This window comes from Snodgrassella sp. CFCC 13594 (assembly GCF_001590725.1).
Classification (GTDB): Bacteria; Pseudomonadota; Gammaproteobacteria; order Burkholderiales; family Neisseriaceae; genus Snodgrassella.
Genome location: NZ_LQXR01000007.1, coordinates 18,938 through 36,479, shown reverse-complemented (window position 1 = coordinate 36,479; position 17,542 = coordinate 18,938). Strand labels below are relative to the sequence as shown.

Annotated in this window: 16 protein-coding genes, 2 tRNA genes and 2 pseudogenes; 6 read left to right on the top strand and 14 right to left on the bottom strand. The window is 49.4% G+C overall.

Annotated elements, in window-relative coordinates; translation table 11 throughout:
- Positions 1 to 39: 39 nt before the first annotated feature.
- Both A2F46_RS05780 and A2F46_RS05775 read right to left on the bottom strand, forming a co-directional pair.
- Positions 40 to 1,413, bottom strand: coding sequence for an amino acid permease (locus A2F46_RS05780; RefSeq protein WP_066567882.1), 1,374 nt, complete (start codon positions 1,411 to 1,413; stop codon positions 40 to 42).
- A 334-nt stretch (positions 1,414 to 1,747) separates the two neighbouring features.
- On the bottom strand, positions 1,748 to 2,164 hold the full coding sequence (locus tag A2F46_RS05775) for an ArsR/SmtB family transcription factor (protein ID WP_369796310.1): 417 nt from the start codon (positions 2,162 to 2,164) through the stop codon (positions 1,748 to 1,750).
- A gap of 40 nt (positions 2,165 to 2,204) precedes the next feature.
- Between A2F46_RS05775 and A2F46_RS13410 the strand changes: the two are divergent.
- Together A2F46_RS13410 and pepN are read left to right on the top strand one after the other, a co-directional pair.
- Positions 2,205 to 2,413 (top strand): annotated as a pseudogene (locus tag A2F46_RS13410) (DUF2892 domain-containing protein).
- A gap of 131 nt (positions 2,414 to 2,544) precedes the next feature.
- Entirely contained in the window at positions 2,545 to 5,190 is a 2,646-nt protein-coding gene (pepN, locus tag A2F46_RS05765; RefSeq protein WP_066567881.1) for an aminopeptidase N, read from the top strand.
- A 124-nt stretch (positions 5,191 to 5,314) separates the two neighbouring features.
- Here pepN and ubiG read toward each other — a convergent pair whose 3' ends face one another.
- The 7 genes from ubiG to A2F46_RS05740 form a co-directional block, all read right to left on the bottom strand.
- Entirely contained in the window at positions 5,315 to 6,052 is a 738-nt protein-coding gene (gene ubiG, locus A2F46_RS05760; RefSeq protein WP_066567876.1) for a bifunctional 2-polyprenyl-6-hydroxyphenol methylase/3-demethylubiquinol 3-O-methyltransferase UbiG, read from the bottom strand.
- The gene (locus tag A2F46_RS12945; RefSeq protein ID WP_231867719.1) at positions 6,049 to 6,663 is read right to left on the bottom strand and encodes a hypothetical protein; all 615 of its coding nucleotides are present in this window, start codon (positions 6,661 to 6,663) and stop codon (positions 6,049 to 6,051) included. Before A2F46_RS12945 ends, ubiG begins: the two co-directional genes overlap by 4 nt.
- A gap of 14 nt (positions 6,664 to 6,677) precedes the next feature.
- On the bottom strand, positions 6,678 to 7,733 hold the full coding sequence (locus tag A2F46_RS12940) for a glycosyltransferase family 39 protein (protein ID WP_231867718.1): 1,056 nt from the start codon (positions 7,731 to 7,733) through the stop codon (positions 6,678 to 6,680).
- A gap of 80 nt (positions 7,734 to 7,813) precedes the next feature.
- Positions 7,814 to 9,226, bottom strand: a complete 1,413-nt coding sequence (locus A2F46_RS05750) for an amino acid permease (RefSeq protein ID WP_066568002.1) — start codon at positions 9,224 to 9,226, stop codon at positions 7,814 to 7,816.
- A 164-nt stretch (positions 9,227 to 9,390) separates the two neighbouring features.
- On the bottom strand, positions 9,391 to 10,233 hold the full coding sequence (locus A2F46_RS05745) for a serine/threonine protein phosphatase (protein ID WP_231867717.1): 843 nt from the start codon (positions 10,231 to 10,233) through the stop codon (positions 9,391 to 9,393).
- The gene (locus A2F46_RS12935) at positions 10,188 to 10,457 is read right to left on the bottom strand and encodes a metallophosphoesterase (RefSeq protein ID WP_231867716.1); all 270 of its coding nucleotides are present in this window, start codon (positions 10,455 to 10,457) and stop codon (positions 10,188 to 10,190) included. The genes A2F46_RS05745 and A2F46_RS12935 overlap by 46 nt, the downstream gene beginning before the upstream one ends.
- Before the next feature lie 181 nt (positions 10,458 to 10,638).
- Positions 10,639 to 10,896, bottom strand: a complete 258-nt coding sequence (locus A2F46_RS05740) for a hypothetical protein (RefSeq protein WP_066567869.1) — start codon at positions 10,894 to 10,896, stop codon at positions 10,639 to 10,641.
- 171 nt (positions 10,897 to 11,067) lie between these two features.
- Here A2F46_RS05740 and A2F46_RS05735 point away from each other — a divergent pair.
- Positions 11,068 to 11,143 (top strand) — tRNA-Arg (locus tag A2F46_RS05735).
- Positions 11,144 to 11,522: 379 nt separating this feature from the next.
- Here A2F46_RS05735 and A2F46_RS05730 read toward each other — a convergent pair.
- The 5 genes and pseudogenes from A2F46_RS05730 to pstS form a co-directional block, all read right to left on the bottom strand.
- Positions 11,523 to 11,845: pseudogene (locus A2F46_RS05730) on the bottom strand (rhodanese-like domain-containing protein).
- Between the two features lie 329 nt (positions 11,846 to 12,174).
- Complete coding sequence (pstB, locus tag A2F46_RS05725; protein ID WP_066567867.1) at positions 12,175 to 12,945, bottom strand: phosphate ABC transporter ATP-binding protein PstB; 771 nt, start codon at positions 12,943 to 12,945, stop codon at positions 12,175 to 12,177.
- Between the two features lie 28 nt (positions 12,946 to 12,973).
- Positions 12,974 to 13,816, bottom strand: a complete 843-nt coding sequence (gene pstA / locus A2F46_RS05720; RefSeq protein ID WP_082783593.1) for a phosphate ABC transporter permease PstA — start codon at positions 13,814 to 13,816, stop codon at positions 12,974 to 12,976.
- 10 nt (positions 13,817 to 13,826) lie between these two features.
- A complete protein-coding gene (gene pstC, locus A2F46_RS05715) occupies positions 13,827 to 14,780 on the bottom strand; it encodes a phosphate ABC transporter permease subunit PstC (RefSeq protein WP_066567861.1) in 954 nt (317 codons plus the stop codon).
- A 95-nt stretch (positions 14,781 to 14,875) separates the two neighbouring features.
- Entirely contained in the window at positions 14,876 to 15,976 is a 1,101-nt protein-coding gene (pstS, locus tag A2F46_RS05710) for a phosphate ABC transporter substrate-binding protein PstS (RefSeq protein WP_066567858.1), read from the bottom strand.
- Positions 15,977 to 16,253: 277 nt separating this feature from the next.
- Between pstS and tpiA the strand changes: the two genes are divergently transcribed.
- From tpiA to A2F46_RS05695, 3 genes are all read left to right on the top strand, one after another.
- Positions 16,254 to 17,024 (top strand): triose-phosphate isomerase, encoded by a 771-nt coding sequence (gene tpiA / locus A2F46_RS05705; RefSeq protein ID WP_066567857.1) that lies wholly within the window; start codon positions 16,254 to 16,256, stop codon positions 17,022 to 17,024.
- Between the two features lie 6 nt (positions 17,025 to 17,030).
- Entirely contained in the window at positions 17,031 to 17,384 is a 354-nt protein-coding gene (gene secG, locus A2F46_RS05700; RefSeq protein ID WP_066567855.1) for a preprotein translocase subunit SecG, read from the top strand.
- A 14-nt stretch (positions 17,385 to 17,398) separates the two neighbouring features.
- Positions 17,399 to 17,488 (top strand) — tRNA-Leu (locus A2F46_RS05695).
- The last annotated feature ends 54 nt before the right edge of the window (positions 17,489 to 17,542 follow it).

Sequence of the window (17,542 nt, the reverse complement as noted above, 5' to 3'; positions counted from 1 at the left end):
TTGAATGATTCAGGCAGCCTGTTTTGATGTCACGAATAATCAATTTTGGTGTTGGCGCAATTGTTTTTTATACAAAGGCAGGCACAACAACAATGCAATAAACCATAACGGTGTGGCCATCAAACCAATCAGGGTTTCCTCTTCTTGACTAAACAAATATAAGGCAAACACGAAAAAGGCCAAGCAGGCGTAACACATCGGGATGGCAAACGGCATTTTGTAGCTTGATTGCGCATGGGCTTCCGGGCGCACCTTGCGGTATTTCAAATAAGCAATCAGGATCACCGCCCACACAAAAATAAAGCAAATGCTGGAAACCGTGGTCACAATGGTAAACATCTTCATCACATTACCTTCGGCATAGAGTAGACCCACACCGATGAGCAACAAGGCGCAAGAATACAGCAAACCATTGCGTGGAACACCACTGGTTGACAGGCGTCCAAATGAAGCTGGTGCCACACCATTTCTAGATAAACCATACAACATACGGCCAGTGGAATACATGCCACTATTGGCAGAAGACAAGGCCGAAGTCAGCACCACGAAATTGATGATGGCGGCGGCGGCGCCAATGCCAATCAACATAAACATATTCACGAATGGGCTTCTATCAGGCGCCACCATGTCCCATGGTGTCACCGTCATGATGACCGTCAAGGCCAATACGTAAAACACAATCACCCGCATCGGAATTTTATTGATGGCTTTGGGTAATGTTTCTTGCGGGTTGGCCGTTTCTGCGGAAGCCGTACCCACCAACTCAATGCCCACAAACGCAAAAATCGCAATTTGGAAGGCAGCAAAAAAACCAGTGATACCATGAGGGAAAAGGCCGCCGTGTGTCCATAAATTGCTCATGCTGGCTTTTTCACCTGAAGGCCCAGTAAAGCCCGTGGCCACCAGATAAATACCACATGCAATCAAGGCCACAATGGCAATAATTTTGATTAAAGCAAACCAAAACTCCAATTCACCAAAGAGTTTGGCGGAAAGCAAGTTAAAGCCCAGCAAAAAGCCGATACACAGTAGACCTGGCAGCCATAAAGGGATATCGGGCCACCAGAATTGCGAGTAACCGGTAATGGCCACAATATCTGCCATGCCAATGACCACCCAGCAAAACCAATAACTCCAACCCACAAAGTAGCCCACGGTGGGCCCCAGCAGATCAGCAGAGAAATCAACAAAAGATTTGTAGTTCAGGTTGTGCAGCAGCAACTCGCCCATTGCGCGCATCACGAAGAACAAGAAAAACCCGATGACAACATAGGTGAGTAATACCGAAGGGCCAGCTAGGCTGATGGTGCGGCCTGAGCCCATAAAGAGGCCAGTACCGATGGCACCGCCAATGGCAATCAGTTGTAAGTGGCGGTTTTTGAGCGTACGTTTCAGCTCCGCGGATTGGGTCATGCAGTTATCTCCTCATTTTTATTAACAGATTCTATTGTTGCTGTGTTATTTATCTATGGCAACAAAGTCAGCGGTTTTACCAATAAATAATACATCTGGCAAATTTATTGGCAGATATGTAATGTATTCAACCTAATTTGATGAGAAGAGAGATTGGGAGCTTAATCAATTGTTTGGATGTAATTATTTATTGGAAAACGCTTTTCTTTGATGGTATTGGGCGTTGAGTGACACAAAAACGGTTTCAGGCAGCATTGAGGTTGCCTGAAATAGGGGGGCTGGCGGTGGGTTTGGGTGTGCCTAAATATATTTTTGCCTGGGGGCCGCGCTGTACTTATTTCTCACAATACAGCTCATATAAGGCAGTAATGAGGTGGGTGACCTCATGGGAGGTGAGCCGATACACCAAGCTGCGGTGGTGGCGAGTGAAATCCACAATGTGTTCACTGCGCAATTTGGCCAAATGATTGGACATGGCTGTTTGGCTGATGCCAACTTTTTCGGTCAGCTCAGTGACGTTTTTGTCACCTTCCAGCAGTAAACACAAAATCATCAAGCGATGAGGATGGGCAATGATCTTTAGCAATGAAGATGCCGCATCAGCGGCCTGATTCATATCTGCAGGCACTGCGTGCGTATGGAGAAGAGAGTTGTCCATGGTGGGGTTTGTGTGGAAATCGTATTTGATATTGTGTGCCCATTGTAGGCAAAAAAAAGCACCACCACAATCTTCAATATATTTACATTTCATAATATTATGATGTATATTGAGCGTGTCAATTTGGAAGGAGATGATTATGTTTTGTCGTAATGTGGGTACTCTTGATCGTTTGATTCGGGTGGCGCTGGGTTTGATACTGATTGCATTGGTGTTTGTGGGCCCACAAACCTTTGGGGCTGGATAGGCGTGGTGCCTTTATTGTCTGGATTAATCGGCTGGTGTGGGCTATATGCGTTTTTGGGGCGGAAAAGAGTGGACGGCGAGCGTTGTAAACGCTGATTTTGCACCCATTTAAAACCACCGTTGGGTTTAAGCTTAACGGTTTTTTTCATTTCAGGCTGCCTGAAAATCCGCTGCGCTTCGTAAAATACCCCTTTGCCACTGTTTTATTCAGGAAAGAGACACACGCAATGAGCACAGATAAAGTGGTGCATTATTTAAAAGACTACCGCGCCCCAGATTTTGCCGTGGCACAAATTGATTTGACCTTTGATATTGAGGCCACGCACACCTTGGTGAAATCACGTATGTTGGTTAACCCAGTCACCAAAGGACAGCCTTGCGTCCTTGATGGCAGTGCTGAATTGGTGGCATTGGAGATTGATGGTGAAACATTGACGGCAGAACAATATAAATTGACTGATGAAAAGCTCACCATTGCTCATGTTCCAGATGAGACGTTTGTGTTAGAAATCACTACTCAATTGTATCCAGCGCACAATAAATCGCTGATGGGTCTGTATGAAAGCAATGGCAATTTATATACGCAAAACGAGCCTGAAGGTTTTCGAAAAATCACCTATTACTTTGACCGCCCCGATGTGATGAGCAAATTCACCACCACCATTATCGGCGATAAAAAACGTTACCCAGTGATGCTTTCCAATGGCAATTTGATTGCATCTGGGAGCGCGGAAGGGGGCCGGCATTGGGTGAAATGGCGCGATCCGTTTGCCAAACCCAGCTATTTGTTTGCGCTGGTGGCTGGGCAGTTGGCGGTGCTCGAAGATACCTATACGACGGTGTCTGGCAAAGCAGTGGCCTTGAAGTTCTACACTCGCCCAGAAGACCGCAGTAAAGCGCATTTTGCATTGGCGTCATTGAAACACGCGATGCGCTGGGACGAGACCCGCTTTGGCTTGGAATACGATTTGGATATTTACATGGTGGTGGCTGTGGGCGACTTCAACATGGGGGCCATGGAAAACAAAGGCCTGAATGTGTTTAACACCAAATACGTACTGGCAAGCCCTGAAACCGCCACTGATGCAGATTTTGAAGCTATTGAAGGTGTCATTGGGCATGAGTATTTCCACAACTGGACTGGCAACCGCGTGACTTGTCGCGATTGGTTCCAACTCTCGCTCAAAGAAGGGTTGACCGTATTTCGAGATCAGGAGTTTTCTGCTGATCGAGCCAGCCGCGCCGTACGCCGTATTCACAATGTGCGCAATTTACGTACTTTCCAATTTCCGGAAGATGCGGGCCCCATGGCGCACCCGGTTCGGCCTGCTTCTTATGAGGAAATGAATAATTTTTACACCATGACGGTGTATGAAAAAGGCGCCGAAGTGGTGCGTATGTACCACACCTTGTTGGGTGAGGAGGGCTTTCAAAAAGGCATGCAGCTGTATTTTCAGCGCCATGACGGCCAAGCCGTGACTGTAGATGACTTCCGTTTGGCCATGGCCGATGCCAATAGTCGCGATTTTAAGCAGTTTGCGTTGTGGTATAGCCAAGCCGGTACGCCGGTATTAACAGTGCGCAAGCACTATGATGCTGCGGCACGCACCTTAACGCTGAGCTTGAGTCAGTGCATTCCCGATACACCAGACATGCAAAATAAGCAGCCGATGATGATTCCGGTGAAAATGGGTTTGGTGGGCGCGCAAGGGCAACCTCTTTCTTTCAGGTTGCCTGAAAGCCATGATGAGGTTGAAGAAGCAATATTGTTGCTCACACAGGACAAGCAGGATTTTGTGTTGTCGGATGTGGCTGAAGCGGCGGTGCCTTCATTGCTGCGTGGGTTTAGTGCGCCAGTTAAATTGGATTATCCCTATAGTGATGCCGATTTGGCCTTATTGTTGGCACATGATAGTGATGCTTTTGGGCGCTGGGAAGCAGCGCAAACTTTATACCGCCGAGCCGTGGCTGCCAATGTAGCGGCGCTGAAAGCCAACCAAGCCATGCCTGAGCATGACATGTTGGCAGAAGCGATTGCTCAGGCTTTGGATGCCGATTTGGAACCGGCCTACAAAGCCGTTTTGCTGCAAGTACCCAGTGAGGCGGAATTGTGGGAGGGTGAGCCGGAAATTGACCCAGCGTTGTATGTCGCGGCACGGGATGACTTGATGGGGGCGGTGGGTACGGCTATTTTGCCCACACTCAATCATTGGCGTAGTTGGGCTTATGAGCAAGAACAAAACAGCCAACATACTCAGCCTCATGAATACCACCCTGATTTGGCTGGCATTCGCAGTTTTCTGAATGCTTTGCGTGTGTGGGTGGTGCGTGCCAATCCAGCGATGATCGCGTTTGTGCGTCAGCAATATGATCGTTTGGCCACCAATATGACCCATGAGTGGGGCATGCTCTCGGCCATCAACCATTTGCCCGATGTCGATCGTGACCGATTGCTGCAACAATTTGCACAACGCCATGGCAACGATGCTTTGGTCATGGATAAATACTTTATTTTGTTGGCGTGCAGTCAGCGGGGAGATACGTTGCAGCAGGTTCAGGCAGCCTTAAATCATCCAGCATTCAGTTTAGAAAACCCCAATAAAGTACGCTCGTTATTGGGTACGTTTAGTCGCAATGTGCGCCATTTCCATGCTGCGGATGGCAGTGGTTATCGGTTTGTGGCCGACAAAATTCTGGACATCGATGGCTTTAATCCGCAAGTGGCATCCCGTTTGATTCAGGCGTTCAATTTATATGGTAAATTGGAGCCAAAACGGAAAACTTTGATGTACAAGGAATTGCAGCGGATTCAACACAAAACAGGACTATCGAAAGACAGCCGCGAAATTGTGGATAAGATTTTGGCGTCATAAAGTCCATTGTTCAGGTGGTTTTGAGGCTGCCTGAACCAAGCTTGGCGCATGGCCGAAATGAACAAAGCCCAAACACACCAGTTTGGGCTTTGTAATACCGCAGTGTCGATTGCTGTGAGATGCCTCAGGCTGCTGTGGGTTTACGGCAGGCAATCATGTAATTCACATCTAAGTTTGTGCATAAATGATATTGGCGGCTCAGGGGGTTGTAAGTGAGCCCACTGCTGGCAGCCCAGTCCAAACCTGCTTGACGGCACATCCGCCCAAGCTCCGCAGGCGTAATGAATTTTTGGTAATCATGGGTGCCCCGAGGCATCAATTGCAATAGGTATTCCGCGGCTACTACTGCTTGCAGATAAGACTTCGGGTTGCGGTTAATGGTGGAGAAAAATAGCCAGCCGCCGGGTTTGGCCAAGTGCGCGCAAGCGCGCACGATACTGGCCGGATCGGGAACATGCTCGAGCATTTCCATGCAGGTCACCACATCATATTGTGCTGGCGTTTCGGCAGCCAAATCTTCAACACTCACCAAACGATAGTGCACATTACCTACTTTTTCTTCCAAAGCATGCAGTTGGGCAATTTTCAGTGATTTTTTTGCCATGTCTATGCCGGTAGCAGAGGCCGAACGGCCTGCCAGTGCTTCAGTTAGAATGCCGCCACCGCAGCCGACATCCAATACTTTTTTACCCGCTAGAGAGGCATGGTCATCAATGAACTGTAGGCGCAAAGGGTTGATGTCGTGTAGTGGTTTGAACTCACTTTCCTTGTCCCACCATTTATGGGCCAATTGGCTGAATTTATCGATTTCTGCGGCGTCAACATTTTGTTGACGTGTTTGCGTTGAAGATTCGCTTGTCATGGGTAAGAAAACTCCGTGTTGGCGGTGGAAATGTCACCGCTGGCCTGCCATAAGGCCATGATATCGCGTTTTTCGCGTGGTCGGGCGCCTGACCATATTTCGTGCCAGCCTGCTGGGGCTGTTTGACTCGGTTTTCGCACCACCAATTGATAGCGGCAGTGGGGGTTGTCGGCTTCCAATTTTAGCCAGCCGTATTGCTGCCAAGCAATACGCGCGGTGTGATTATCGGCTGCGACACCCACACAAATTTGGCTGTTTTGCAATGCGGCCACTTGTTCGCCGGTGAAGGTTTGTTGCATGCTTTGCACCACGGGACGCATACTTTTGGCGGCATCCAACCACGGTAAAAACAGCGTCAGCAGCAATGACCACACCAATACCACACCGGCACACCAATTGGTGACGGCTTGGCGCCCCCGCACGTGTTTTCGGGTCACGGCCCACAGCCACAACGGTGTAAGTATGCACGCCACAATGATGGGGAAATAGTCAATGTCGGTATGGTAGTACGGGCTGAAATACTCGGCACGCTCGGCCAATTTGCGGGGCCAGCCATAATTCATAGCCACAAAGCCCAACCATAAAAATAAAGCAGCAAACCCAAAAGTCATGATACCAAACCAATTCAGGAACGCCACAGCACCGCGCCGCAAGGCTCTAGCTGATGGCTGCCGATGATGGCCAATGGCGGCAATATGATGAGCAACCAATCTTGATATTGATCGGGTGACGCCGATAGCAGCAGTAACATCAGTACCAGCCAAGCTATTGCCAAGACCCCCCAATCGTATTGAAATAAACGCACTTTGTATGCGCTCCACACGGCCAATGGCCAAGCCGGAAACGCAAACCACAACACATTTTTTAGATAATAATCCAAAGAGAAAGCCATCGACCATTGAGCAAAACCGCCAAACGGTGCCAATGCATGCGCTTGCCACCAGTCCACAAACACATTCGGGTGAGAAAGGTAGAGTGCCAGCGGCCACACGGCCATCAGTGGCCATGCCCACAGCAAAGATGTGAGCACCACCAAGCGATAGCGCCGTTGCTGCCACAATGGGTGGTACAGCAAGCCCAAAGCCAAAACCATCATGGCTAAGGGCAATAGCAGGCTGCCTGAAAGCGACAGCACAACCCAGCCGCCGCCAAGCATCAAGCTGGCCATCATGACTCGGGATTTGCTTAGAGAAAAGCCATACCAACACAGGGAACACCCGCACAGCAACAGAGGAAAGCTGCTCATCATGTGACCCGGTACCAGCATGCCCGGGCAGCCGAGTAAAACCAATACACCAATGCGGCCAAAGCGACGGCCCAGAAATTGGCGAGCGGCTCCACCAACACAGGCAAATGCAATGATCATCAGCAAAGCATTGACGAAGCGCACGGCTTCATAAGGGTCAAGTAGCCAAGGGCTGAGCCAGTGTACGCTCAATATGCCCAGCCAGTAATAAAGCGGTGCCACTTGCCAAGCCACTTGGTCAAATAGACGAGGGATGGTCCAGGCGTAGGGTTGCCATTGCTCGATGGTGGTGAGTATTTCAGGTTCGGTGGGTGACCACAAATCGCGCGCAAATACCCCAGGCCACAACCACACAAAAGCCAACAACAGCAGCAGCCAAGGACGAGCATTGCCGCTGGGCTGGGGTGACGGGTTTTTGGGGGTGTAGGTGAGCATAAATGGGGTTTTAACCGATGTGGCATGATGCCAAACATGTTAGCGCAAATGGTTTCAGGCAGCCAATGCGACTGGGTGGATCAATCCACATGCGGGCTTAAATCAACTTGGCTAAGTGGGACTTTATGGGTGCGATAGCGCAGTTTGTGGTAAAGATAAAAACCAACAAAAACGGGAATCCCCATATAGGTAATGGCGAAGCGCTGCCAGTTAAAGTCACCGTGTAGCAGCCAATCGGTGTCTTGGCCCAAAATCACCAAAATACACAAAACTAAGGCCAAAATAGGGCCGAATGGAAACCATTTGGCCCGATAAACCAATTGGCTGAGGTCTTTGCCTTGCGCCCGAAAGGCACGGCGGAAACGATAGTGGCTAATGGCAATGCCAAGCCAAGCGATGAAACCAGTGAGACCTGAGGCTGCGACGATGTATTCATAGGCACCGGGATTGGCACTTTCCAGTAGAAAAATGGCCAAAATCACCACGCTGGTTGCCAATAAAGCCCACACTGGCACGCCGCGCACGTTAACATCACCAAAGCGCGCATACGCCATGCTGGATTTGCCCATGGCATAGAGCATGCGCGTGGACGCATACATACCAGAATTGCCGGCGGAGAGAATGGAAGTAAGGATAACGGTATTCATCACCGCTGCGGCAAAGGCCAGACCTGCGCGTTCAAACACCAAAGTAAACGGTGATTTGGCCACCTCACTGACATCTGCACCCAAAAGTTGTGGGCTGGTATATGGAATCAGCAGGCCAATCACCAAAATGGCCAGAATATAGAAAATCAGGATGCGCCAAAATACTTGCTTGATGGCTTTGGGAATGCTTTCTTGGGGATTTTCAGATTCGCCCGCAGTGATGCCAATCAATTCGGTGCCTTGAAATGAAAAGCCCGCAATCAGGAAGACGCCCAAAACGGTGAAAAAGCTGCCTGAAAAGCCATGGCCCAAAATGGGCGCGTCGCCCATGGTGAAGAGATCAAAGCCGACGTATTGGCCACCCAAGATGCCGAAAATGGTGAGTACGCCCACGCCCAAAAATACGATAACGGTCACTACTTTAATCAGCGCAAACCAATATTCCGATTCACCGTATGCGCGTACGGAGAGGATGTTGAGTAAAAAAATACAAGCAAAAAATACCATGCTCCAACACCAAGTGGGCATGAAGCGCAAAGGTTCCCAATAGGTAATGACTAGGGCTGCGATGGAAATATCGGCAGCCACGGTAATCACCCAATTAAACCAATAATTCCAACCCAAGGCAAAGCCCAGCGAAGGGTCAACGAAGCGGGCAGCATATACAGAAAATGAGCCTGAGGTAGGCAAATAAGTGGCCATTTCACCCAGAGAGGTCATCAAAAAATAAACCATCAATCCAATGGCCGCATAAGCCATTAACGCACCACCCGGACCGGCGTCATGAATGGCGCTGCCGCTGGCCATAAATAGGCCGGTGCCAATGCTGCCGCCGATGGCAATCATGGATAAATGCCGAGTTTTTAAATGACGCTTAATGGTGTTGGGAGAAGTGGTTGCTGAATTCATTGTGAGTGGCATAGGTTTGCCATTGGGGCAAACCTGATGGAACAAAACGAGCATTATACCCGATTCGTTTGTAGATCACTGGGCTGCCTGAAAAAGGTTGTTTATCGGCTGCGGATGCTGTTAGCAGTGAGCCCGGTATCGAGCACAATAGTGGCTTCAGGCCAGCGCAAGGCCGCTAAGTGAAAGCGTGTTTGATTGAGGGGTGTGCCTTGTTGACGCTCGCGCCAACGAGCGCCTACTGAAAAATCGATACAAAATACATTTTGCTGCGGCCCCAACCAGTGTGTGGGCGGTTCATGAAACAAGCCTTGGCGGTGGGTGGGAACGGGGTTGTCATACCAGTGACGCCAGTAGTGCCCTACGACCACTGGCACTTGGTCTTGATACTGTTGCCACCAAGGCATGCGCACCGTAAAACGCCACCGACCATTGGCGTAAAAAGGGGCTGGCGCCAAGGCCTCTACGCCGCTGGTGAGTGCTCGAATGGGGTTGGCAGTGCTGCGCAGCAAATCATAATGCGCTACGCCCAGCTGAAAGGCCATGGTGCTTTGTTCATCTTCCAATTCGCGATGCAAGCGATGTTGCTCATCTTGGTAAGTTGCTTTCCAGCCGCTGTTGTCAAAGGCGTGTTGGAAGCCATCTTCCCAGAAATGGTATTGCTGGATAATCGGTGTATTACCGGCATCGGCAATTTGGCGCAGACTTTCTGGTAGCCATGCTGCGTGCACGACCCGTAAATCATCGCGTTGCCAAACCAGCGGCCATTGAGCAAGTTGCTCGTGTAATTGACTGCGTTGCGCGATTGGGAAATGTTGCCATGGTGCGTAACGTTCATCGTCTTGAGGTCGGTTGTCGAAATACCAGCCTGAACCATCTTTGGGGTCATGCATCAATAAGTTCAATTCATGATTACCCAATACGGCAAAAGCGCGCTCGGCTGCCACTGCTTGCAGCACCCACGAGAGGACTGCTGGACTATCAGGCCGCGGTCGCATAAATCGCCTACAAACACCAGCTTTCGCCCTTGGGGGTGTCGGCCCAAGTCGTCGTAGCCCAAATGGTGCAGTAAATGCGTCAGAGCAGACCACTCGCCATGCACATCGCCCACAATGTCGAGCGCATCGTGTTGTGGCAATGTGCGAAATAATGGGCTATTGACAGCATTCATGATTTAGCAATCAAAGTAATCAAGCAATTAATTAATCGTTGGGTTGCCTGAAAAGACAATCAAGCAAGTCTGTGAGCATAACATAAAGCCGCCCTATTTTTTACTGGTGGACAACGCTGATGGCCGCTGCGGGCGTGGTTGCTGGACTTAAGAAACGATGTCTAATGCGGTGAATGCACTGCTATTGGCCATGACCATTGCTGTTGGCTTCGGCAGAAGCCAATGCCGCGCCAGTTTGATCTTGAGATAAGGTATGGGCAGCGCTGGCGGCTTGCTGTAGGGCTTGCTGTTCTGTGGTGGTTGCCGATGCACTGGTGTCTGGCGTGGATGACGTCAATAATTTCGGCAGCACCACGGCTAAAATCAACAACAAAATCATCGCAGAAAGCAATAAAGATAAAGCAGATCCGCTTTCGCGGCATGGTTGCGAGGCTGTCATGGCAATCTTCCTAGGCTTTGATGCCTAAGATGTGGGCATCAATTCAAGCAGTGTTGGACATGAATGTATACAAACGCTGGTCATTATATACGCTGATGAAAGCGATTGGCATGCGTCATGTTTTGCGCTGATGCAGGATTTCAGCTAAAATGCCGCACTCAATTGATTTGCGCACCCATAGCTCAGTTGGAAGAGTGTCGGTTTCCGAAGCCGGAGGTCACAGGTTCGATCCCTGTTGGGTGCACCATCATTCTTAAATGCATCATAATATTGCAGCCACCTTGCAACACGACAAGAACATAATATTCCTATTTAAATTTAAATAATCCTGCGCCTGCGTGGCTTAATCGTGTTATTGGCCTTGGGTTTTATAATTTTTTTTCGAAATACGTTAAAAAATAAAGGATTGACCCAAGATAAATGACATCAATCGATGTGGCGTTTCCAGTACATCTCCTGTTTTTCCATAAATAGCCAGCGTCAATACAGGAAAATGTGGCTAAGATGACCCTGTCTTAAGGCAGGGTTAGAATACATCCTGATGATGGCAGGCTGCTGCAAATTTATAATTGCCCAGTTGTCAAAATCACTCAAGGTGGTTGATTAGCCAGAGCATCATGCCAATTTCAATATTGTGGTAATGTCGGATCGATTTGTGTCGACCAAGCATCAATGCCGCCGGTTAAATTATACAAGTCATCAAACCCTGCTTGTGCCAAATACATGGCCACCTGCATGCTGCGGACGCATGATGGCAATACACCACAATGGGCTGGTCATCTGGCAGTTCGTTGTGGCGCAAAGGGATTAAATTCATGGCAATGTGGGTATGGTCAGGCAAGGCTGCAAACTGAACTTCATTGTCCTCGCGGACGTCCAGCAAAACAAAGTTGCGTTTTTCAAGCTGCCATTGTTGCAATTGTTGTGGGCTGAGTGTGTGAATATCCATGTCGTTTCTGGTGTGTTGAAATGATAAAAAGCGTTGTTGCCGCATTCAAATACAAATACGCCATCAGTGCAACTGTTTGTTCGTGTTCAGTCGATGGCGTTGTAGTCGTGTGTGCAGCCAAGGCATGATGAATACCGCGGCAGATTCTTAGTGTATCGCAACCCAGCCACGCTATCGATATATAGACCGGTCGGTATGTTGGCTGGCCACACCCCCAAACAGAACACCCATTGGCGCAATCGGGCGCCGACAATAACAGAGCCGGGTTGGGGTTGCCTGAAAAAAACCCGCCAAATTTGGCGGGTATATGCGGTATTTCGGTGGTTACATCAGCCGAATTTGCCGGTGATGTAGTCCTCGGTTTCTTTGCGTTTGGGCTTGGTGAAAATCTGATTGGTTTCGCCCACTTCCATGAGTTCACCAAGATACATGTAGGCTGTGTAATCGGAAACACGGGCTGCCTGCTGCATGTTGTGGGTCACGATGGCGATGGTGTAATCCTCTTTCAATTCGGTCACCAATTCTTCAATATGTGCCGTGGAAATTGGGTCCAAAGCTGAAGTGGGTTCATCCAGCAAAACCACTTCAGGTTTGGCTGCCACCGCGCGGGCAATACACAAACGTTGTTGCTGGCCACCAGACAATGAGTTGCCTGATTGTTTGAGTTTGTCTTTTACTTCGTTCCACAAGGCCGCTTTGCGCAAAGCCCACTCTACGCGGTCATCCAGTTCGCTGCGGCTGAGTTTTTCATACAGTTTCACGCCAAAAGTCACGTTGTCGTAAATTGACATGGGGAATGGTGTGGGCTTCTGAAATACCATGCCCACTTTGGCGCGCAATAAATTGACGTCTACGCCCTTATCGAGCAGGTTGTTACCATCCAGCAGCAGCTGGCCTTCTGCATGCATGCCCGGATACAGGTCATACATGCGATTGAAGGTGCGCAAAAGAGTAGATTTACCACAGCCAGATGGGCCGATAAAAGCAGTGACTTTATTGGTGGGTATGTCCAAATGGATGTTTTTCAAAGCATGGAAATTGCCGTAATAAAAGTTGAAATCGCGTACGGCAATTTTTACGTGGTCGGGAATGGCGTTCATGTGGCTTAAGTCCTTAAATAATACGCAATCAAGAATGGGATTTGCTGCCCAAATAACGAGCCAGAATATTAATCAACAGCACTGCTAAGGTAATCAGCAACGCCGCAGCCCAAGCCAGTGAAATCAAGGCAGGTGACGGATTCATGGCAAAGGTATAGATGACATTGGGCAAGTTGGCTATGGGGCGGTTCATGTCCAAGCTATAAAACTGGTTGTTTAGCGCGGTAAACAGCAAAGGCGCGGTTTCCCCTGAAATGCGCGCGAACGCCAACAATACGCCTGTTAATACACCGGCTTTGGCAGCGCGCAAGGTCACCATCAGTACCAGTTTCCATTTGGGTGTGCCGAGAGCGAAGGCCGCTTCGCGCAAACTATTGGGCACCAGTCGCAGCATATTTTCTGTGGTGCGCACCACCACTGGTACCACCAGCAGCGAGAGCGCAAGCGAACCGGCCCAGCCTGAGAAATGGCCCACTGGTTTGACGCAGAGTGCATAAATAAACAGGCCGATAACGATAGAGGGTGCCGAGAGCAAAATATCATTCATAAAGCGCGTTGCCGATGCCAGCTTGCTGTTGTTGCCAAATTCAGCCAAGTAAATCCCGCATAAAATGCCCATGGGGGTACCAATAAGCAGGCCAAAAAAGGTAATCAATATGCTGCCGATGATGGCGTTGCGCAACCCACCGTCACTCAATGCAGTGGGCGTATCCATGGTGAATACAGCAGCAGAAAGGCTGCTAAATCCTTGCTGGAATAGGGTAAAGAAAATCCAGCCTAGCCAAAATAGGCCAAATGCCATGGTGATCCAGGCCATCATTAAGTTGAAATGGTTAACAAGGCGGCGTTTGCGATAAATGGCTTGATTCATGATGAATTCCTTAGTGTTTCTGACCTTCATTGCGCTGTAGGCGCAACAGCATGATTTTGGAGATCACCAATACCACAAAGGTAATCACAAACAGCAATAAGCCCAGATACAGCAGTGACGATTGATGCAGCCCGTCTGATTCAGCAAATTCATTCGCCAATGCAGAGGTGATGGTGACCCCTGATTTGAACAAACTGGCATCAATGTTGAAGGTATTACCGATGACGAAGGTCACAGCCATGGTTTCACCCAGTGCACGACCCAAGCCCAAAATAATGCCACCTATGACGCCGGCTTTGGTGTAAGGCAGTACCACATAACGCATCACTTCCCAAGTGGTGGAACCCAAACCGTAGGCAGATTCTTTGAGCATGCTCGGTACCACCTCAAATACATCGCGCATGACGGATGCGATGAATGGAATAATCATAATGGCCAGGATCAGCGAAGCGGTAAACATGCCAATGCCCATGGGTGCACCGCTGAATAGGCGACCTAACAGAGGAATGCCGCCTAAATACTGGGTCAGAAAAGGTTGGATATGTTCTGAGAATACGGGTGCAAACTCAAACAAACCCCACATACCATAAATAATCGATGGAATACCTGCCAATAATTCCACACAAATACCCAATGGCCGGCGCAAGCGAGCAGGACACAGCTCAGTGAGGAAAACGGCAATGCCGAAGCTCACGGGAACGGCAATCACCAAGGCGATGAACGAGGTCATCAATGTGCCGTAGATGGCGGGTAGTGCGCCATATTGGTTGGCTACCACATCCCAGTCGGTGCCAGTGAGAAAGCCTAGGCCATATTTTTGTATGCTGGGCCAGGCGCCCACAATCAGCGACAACAAAATGCCGCCTAAGCTGGCCAGAACCAAAAAGGCAAAGAGGCGCGTGGTATTGACAAATACCGTGTCCACGCGACGCTGAAATGCCAGCTTTTGTTGAAGAGTGCTCATGATGCTGTTTTCCCTAGCAATGGATGAGTCAAGACAGTTTCAGGCAGCTTGAAAAATGCTCAAGGCTGCCTGAAAAGGTTATGCAGAGTGCGTCATCAGTAAACGGCTTTGCCACTGGCGTCGGTAATTTGCTTCCACTCTTGGCGAATCAAATCTTTAACATTGGCGGGTAGGGCAACGTAGTCCAGTTTACCAGCCGCGCCATCACCCTGTTTGAAGGCCCAGTCAAAGAAAGACAACACGGCTTTGGTTTTGGCTGCATCATCTGCCTGCTTGTGTACCAAGATAAAGGTGGCTGATGCAATCGGCCATGCTTGTGCACCCGCTTGGTTGGTCAACACCAAGTTAAAGCCTGGTGCTTTAGACCAGTCTGTATCGGCCGCAGCAGCAAAAGTTTCTGGCGTGGGGGAAACATAGTTACCCGCTTGATTTTGCATTTGCGTGTATGCCATGTTGTTCTGTTTGGCATAGGCATATTCCACATAACCGATGGAGTTTTTCACGCGGTCTACATAAGTGGCAACGCCCGCATTGCCTTTGCCCGCAGCACCTGTTTTGGAAGTAGGCCATTGTACAGTGGTGCTGGCGCCTACTTTGTCTTTCCAAGCTGCTGAAGCTTGGCTTAAGTAGGTGGTGAATACGAAGCTGGTGCCAGAACCATCAGAACGGAATACGGTGGTGATGTTGGCGTCAGGCAATTTCAAATCCGGGTTGAGTTTAACCAGCTGTGGATCGTTCCATTTGCTGATTTCACCCAAGTAAATTTTGGCCAAAACGTCGCCATTCAATTTCAATTTTCCCGGTTCGATGCCATCAATATTGACTACCGGTACCACGCCGCCGATCACGGTTGGGAACTGAACCAAGCCATTTTTATCCAAGTCTTCTTTAGACATGGGGGCATCAGACGCACCAAAATCAACGGTTTTGGCTTGAATTTGTTTGATGCCGCCTGAAGAGCCAATGCCTTGGTAGTTGACTTTTTCACCTGCGGCTTGAGCGTAGTCTTGTGCCCATTGGGTGTAAATGGGTTGCGGGAAGGTGCCACCAGCACCAGTAATACCACTGGCACTGCCGCTGCCGCTGGCAGCCGGGGTGGCTGAGGCGCCAGAAGAAGCCGGTTCGTTGTTACCACCCGAGCAAGCAGCCAGACCCAAAGCCGCCAAAACCAATACAGAAGCAAGTTGCATACGCATGAGGATTTCTCCGTTGTTCAATTCACGTTTCAATAAAATTTAAAGGCCATCAAAGCCATCGACACGCAGTTTATGAAACTCATGTTGCAGCAGTATGACAGTGTGTAAATAAGACGAAAAAAACGAATTCGGTTACAATGCGCCCGTTCAAAGATGGTGTTGGGCAGGCTCTTGGGTTGCCTGAACGCAACAATTATCAGATTGTTGGCCTGCTTGGAACAGAAATCCATTGCTGGGTGGTATTCGGGTATTTTGACCTTAAATTAAAGAGATCGTAATGACAGAAGGTGACGTTATGTGGCAGCGTAAATGGGTGTTGGGCAATTGGAAAATGAATGGCCGGTTAGCGACTATTCGCACCTTGTTGACTGAGTTGTTGCCACAAATACATGACGCGCAGCAAGTCCAATTGGGCGTAGCAGTGCCGACGGTATATTTACAAGAAGTTACCGAGTGCCTTTCAGGCAGCCGAATTTGGTCGGGTGCTGAAGACGTTAGCCAGTTTGCCAACGATGGTGCGTATACAGGAGAAACCAGTGCGGCCATGTTGGCTGATGTTGGAGCGCGCTTTGCGCTGGTGGGCCATTCCGAGCGACGCCAGTATTTTAATGAAGGCAATGCCGTATTGCGCCAAAAATACCAGCATTGTTTGAGCGAGCGTGTCCTGCCGATATTGTGTATTGGTGAAACCTTGGCCGAAAGAGAAGCGGACCAAGACGAGGCAGTGGTGGCGCAACAATTGGCCATACTGGCCGATTTGTCCTTGGATAGCGTAGTGGTGGCATATGAACCAGTTTGGGCTATTGGTACGGGCCAAGTGGCGACAGTGGCCCAGATTGCCGCTATGCATGCTTTTATTTATAGTCAAATCTTGTCTTTATGTGGCGCAGGTGTTAAAATCCGCGTCCTTTACGGTGGCAGTGTCAATGCCCAAAACGCAGCCGATATTTTGGCCGTTGCCCATGTTGATGGGGCTTTGGTAGGCGGCGCTTCTTTGCAACCCGACAGCTTTGCCGCCATTATCCAAGCTGCTCAAACCGCTGAATAAAGAATCATGGAAGCCTTTAAAACCCTAATTTTGATCGTGAATATTTTCTCGGCACTGGCCGTGATCGTGCTGGTATTGATGCAGCAAGGCAAAGGTGCGGATGCCGGCGCTGCTTTCGGTACGGGTAGCGCGCAAGGCGTATTTGGTGCAGCAGGCAACGCCAACTTTTTGAGCCGCAGCACGGCCATGGCGGCCACGGTGTTTTTCATCACTTGCTTGGCTCTGGGCTATATTGCAACACACGGTAAATCCGGTTTGGATTTCAGTGATGTGCAGCAAAAAGCACCCATAAGCACCCCTGCAGCTGCAAGTACTCCTGCACCTGCAGCACCAGCAAAAAAACCGGTGATTCCGGAGTAAACAAGTTTTAACGTGCCGACATGGTGAAATTGGTAGACACGCCACTTTGAGGGGGTGGTGACCATATAACGGTCGTGCGAGTTCAAGTCTCGCTGTCGGCACCAATCACAACAATGGCTTGCCTTTTTGGCAGGCCATTTTTTTATTCAGGCAGCCTT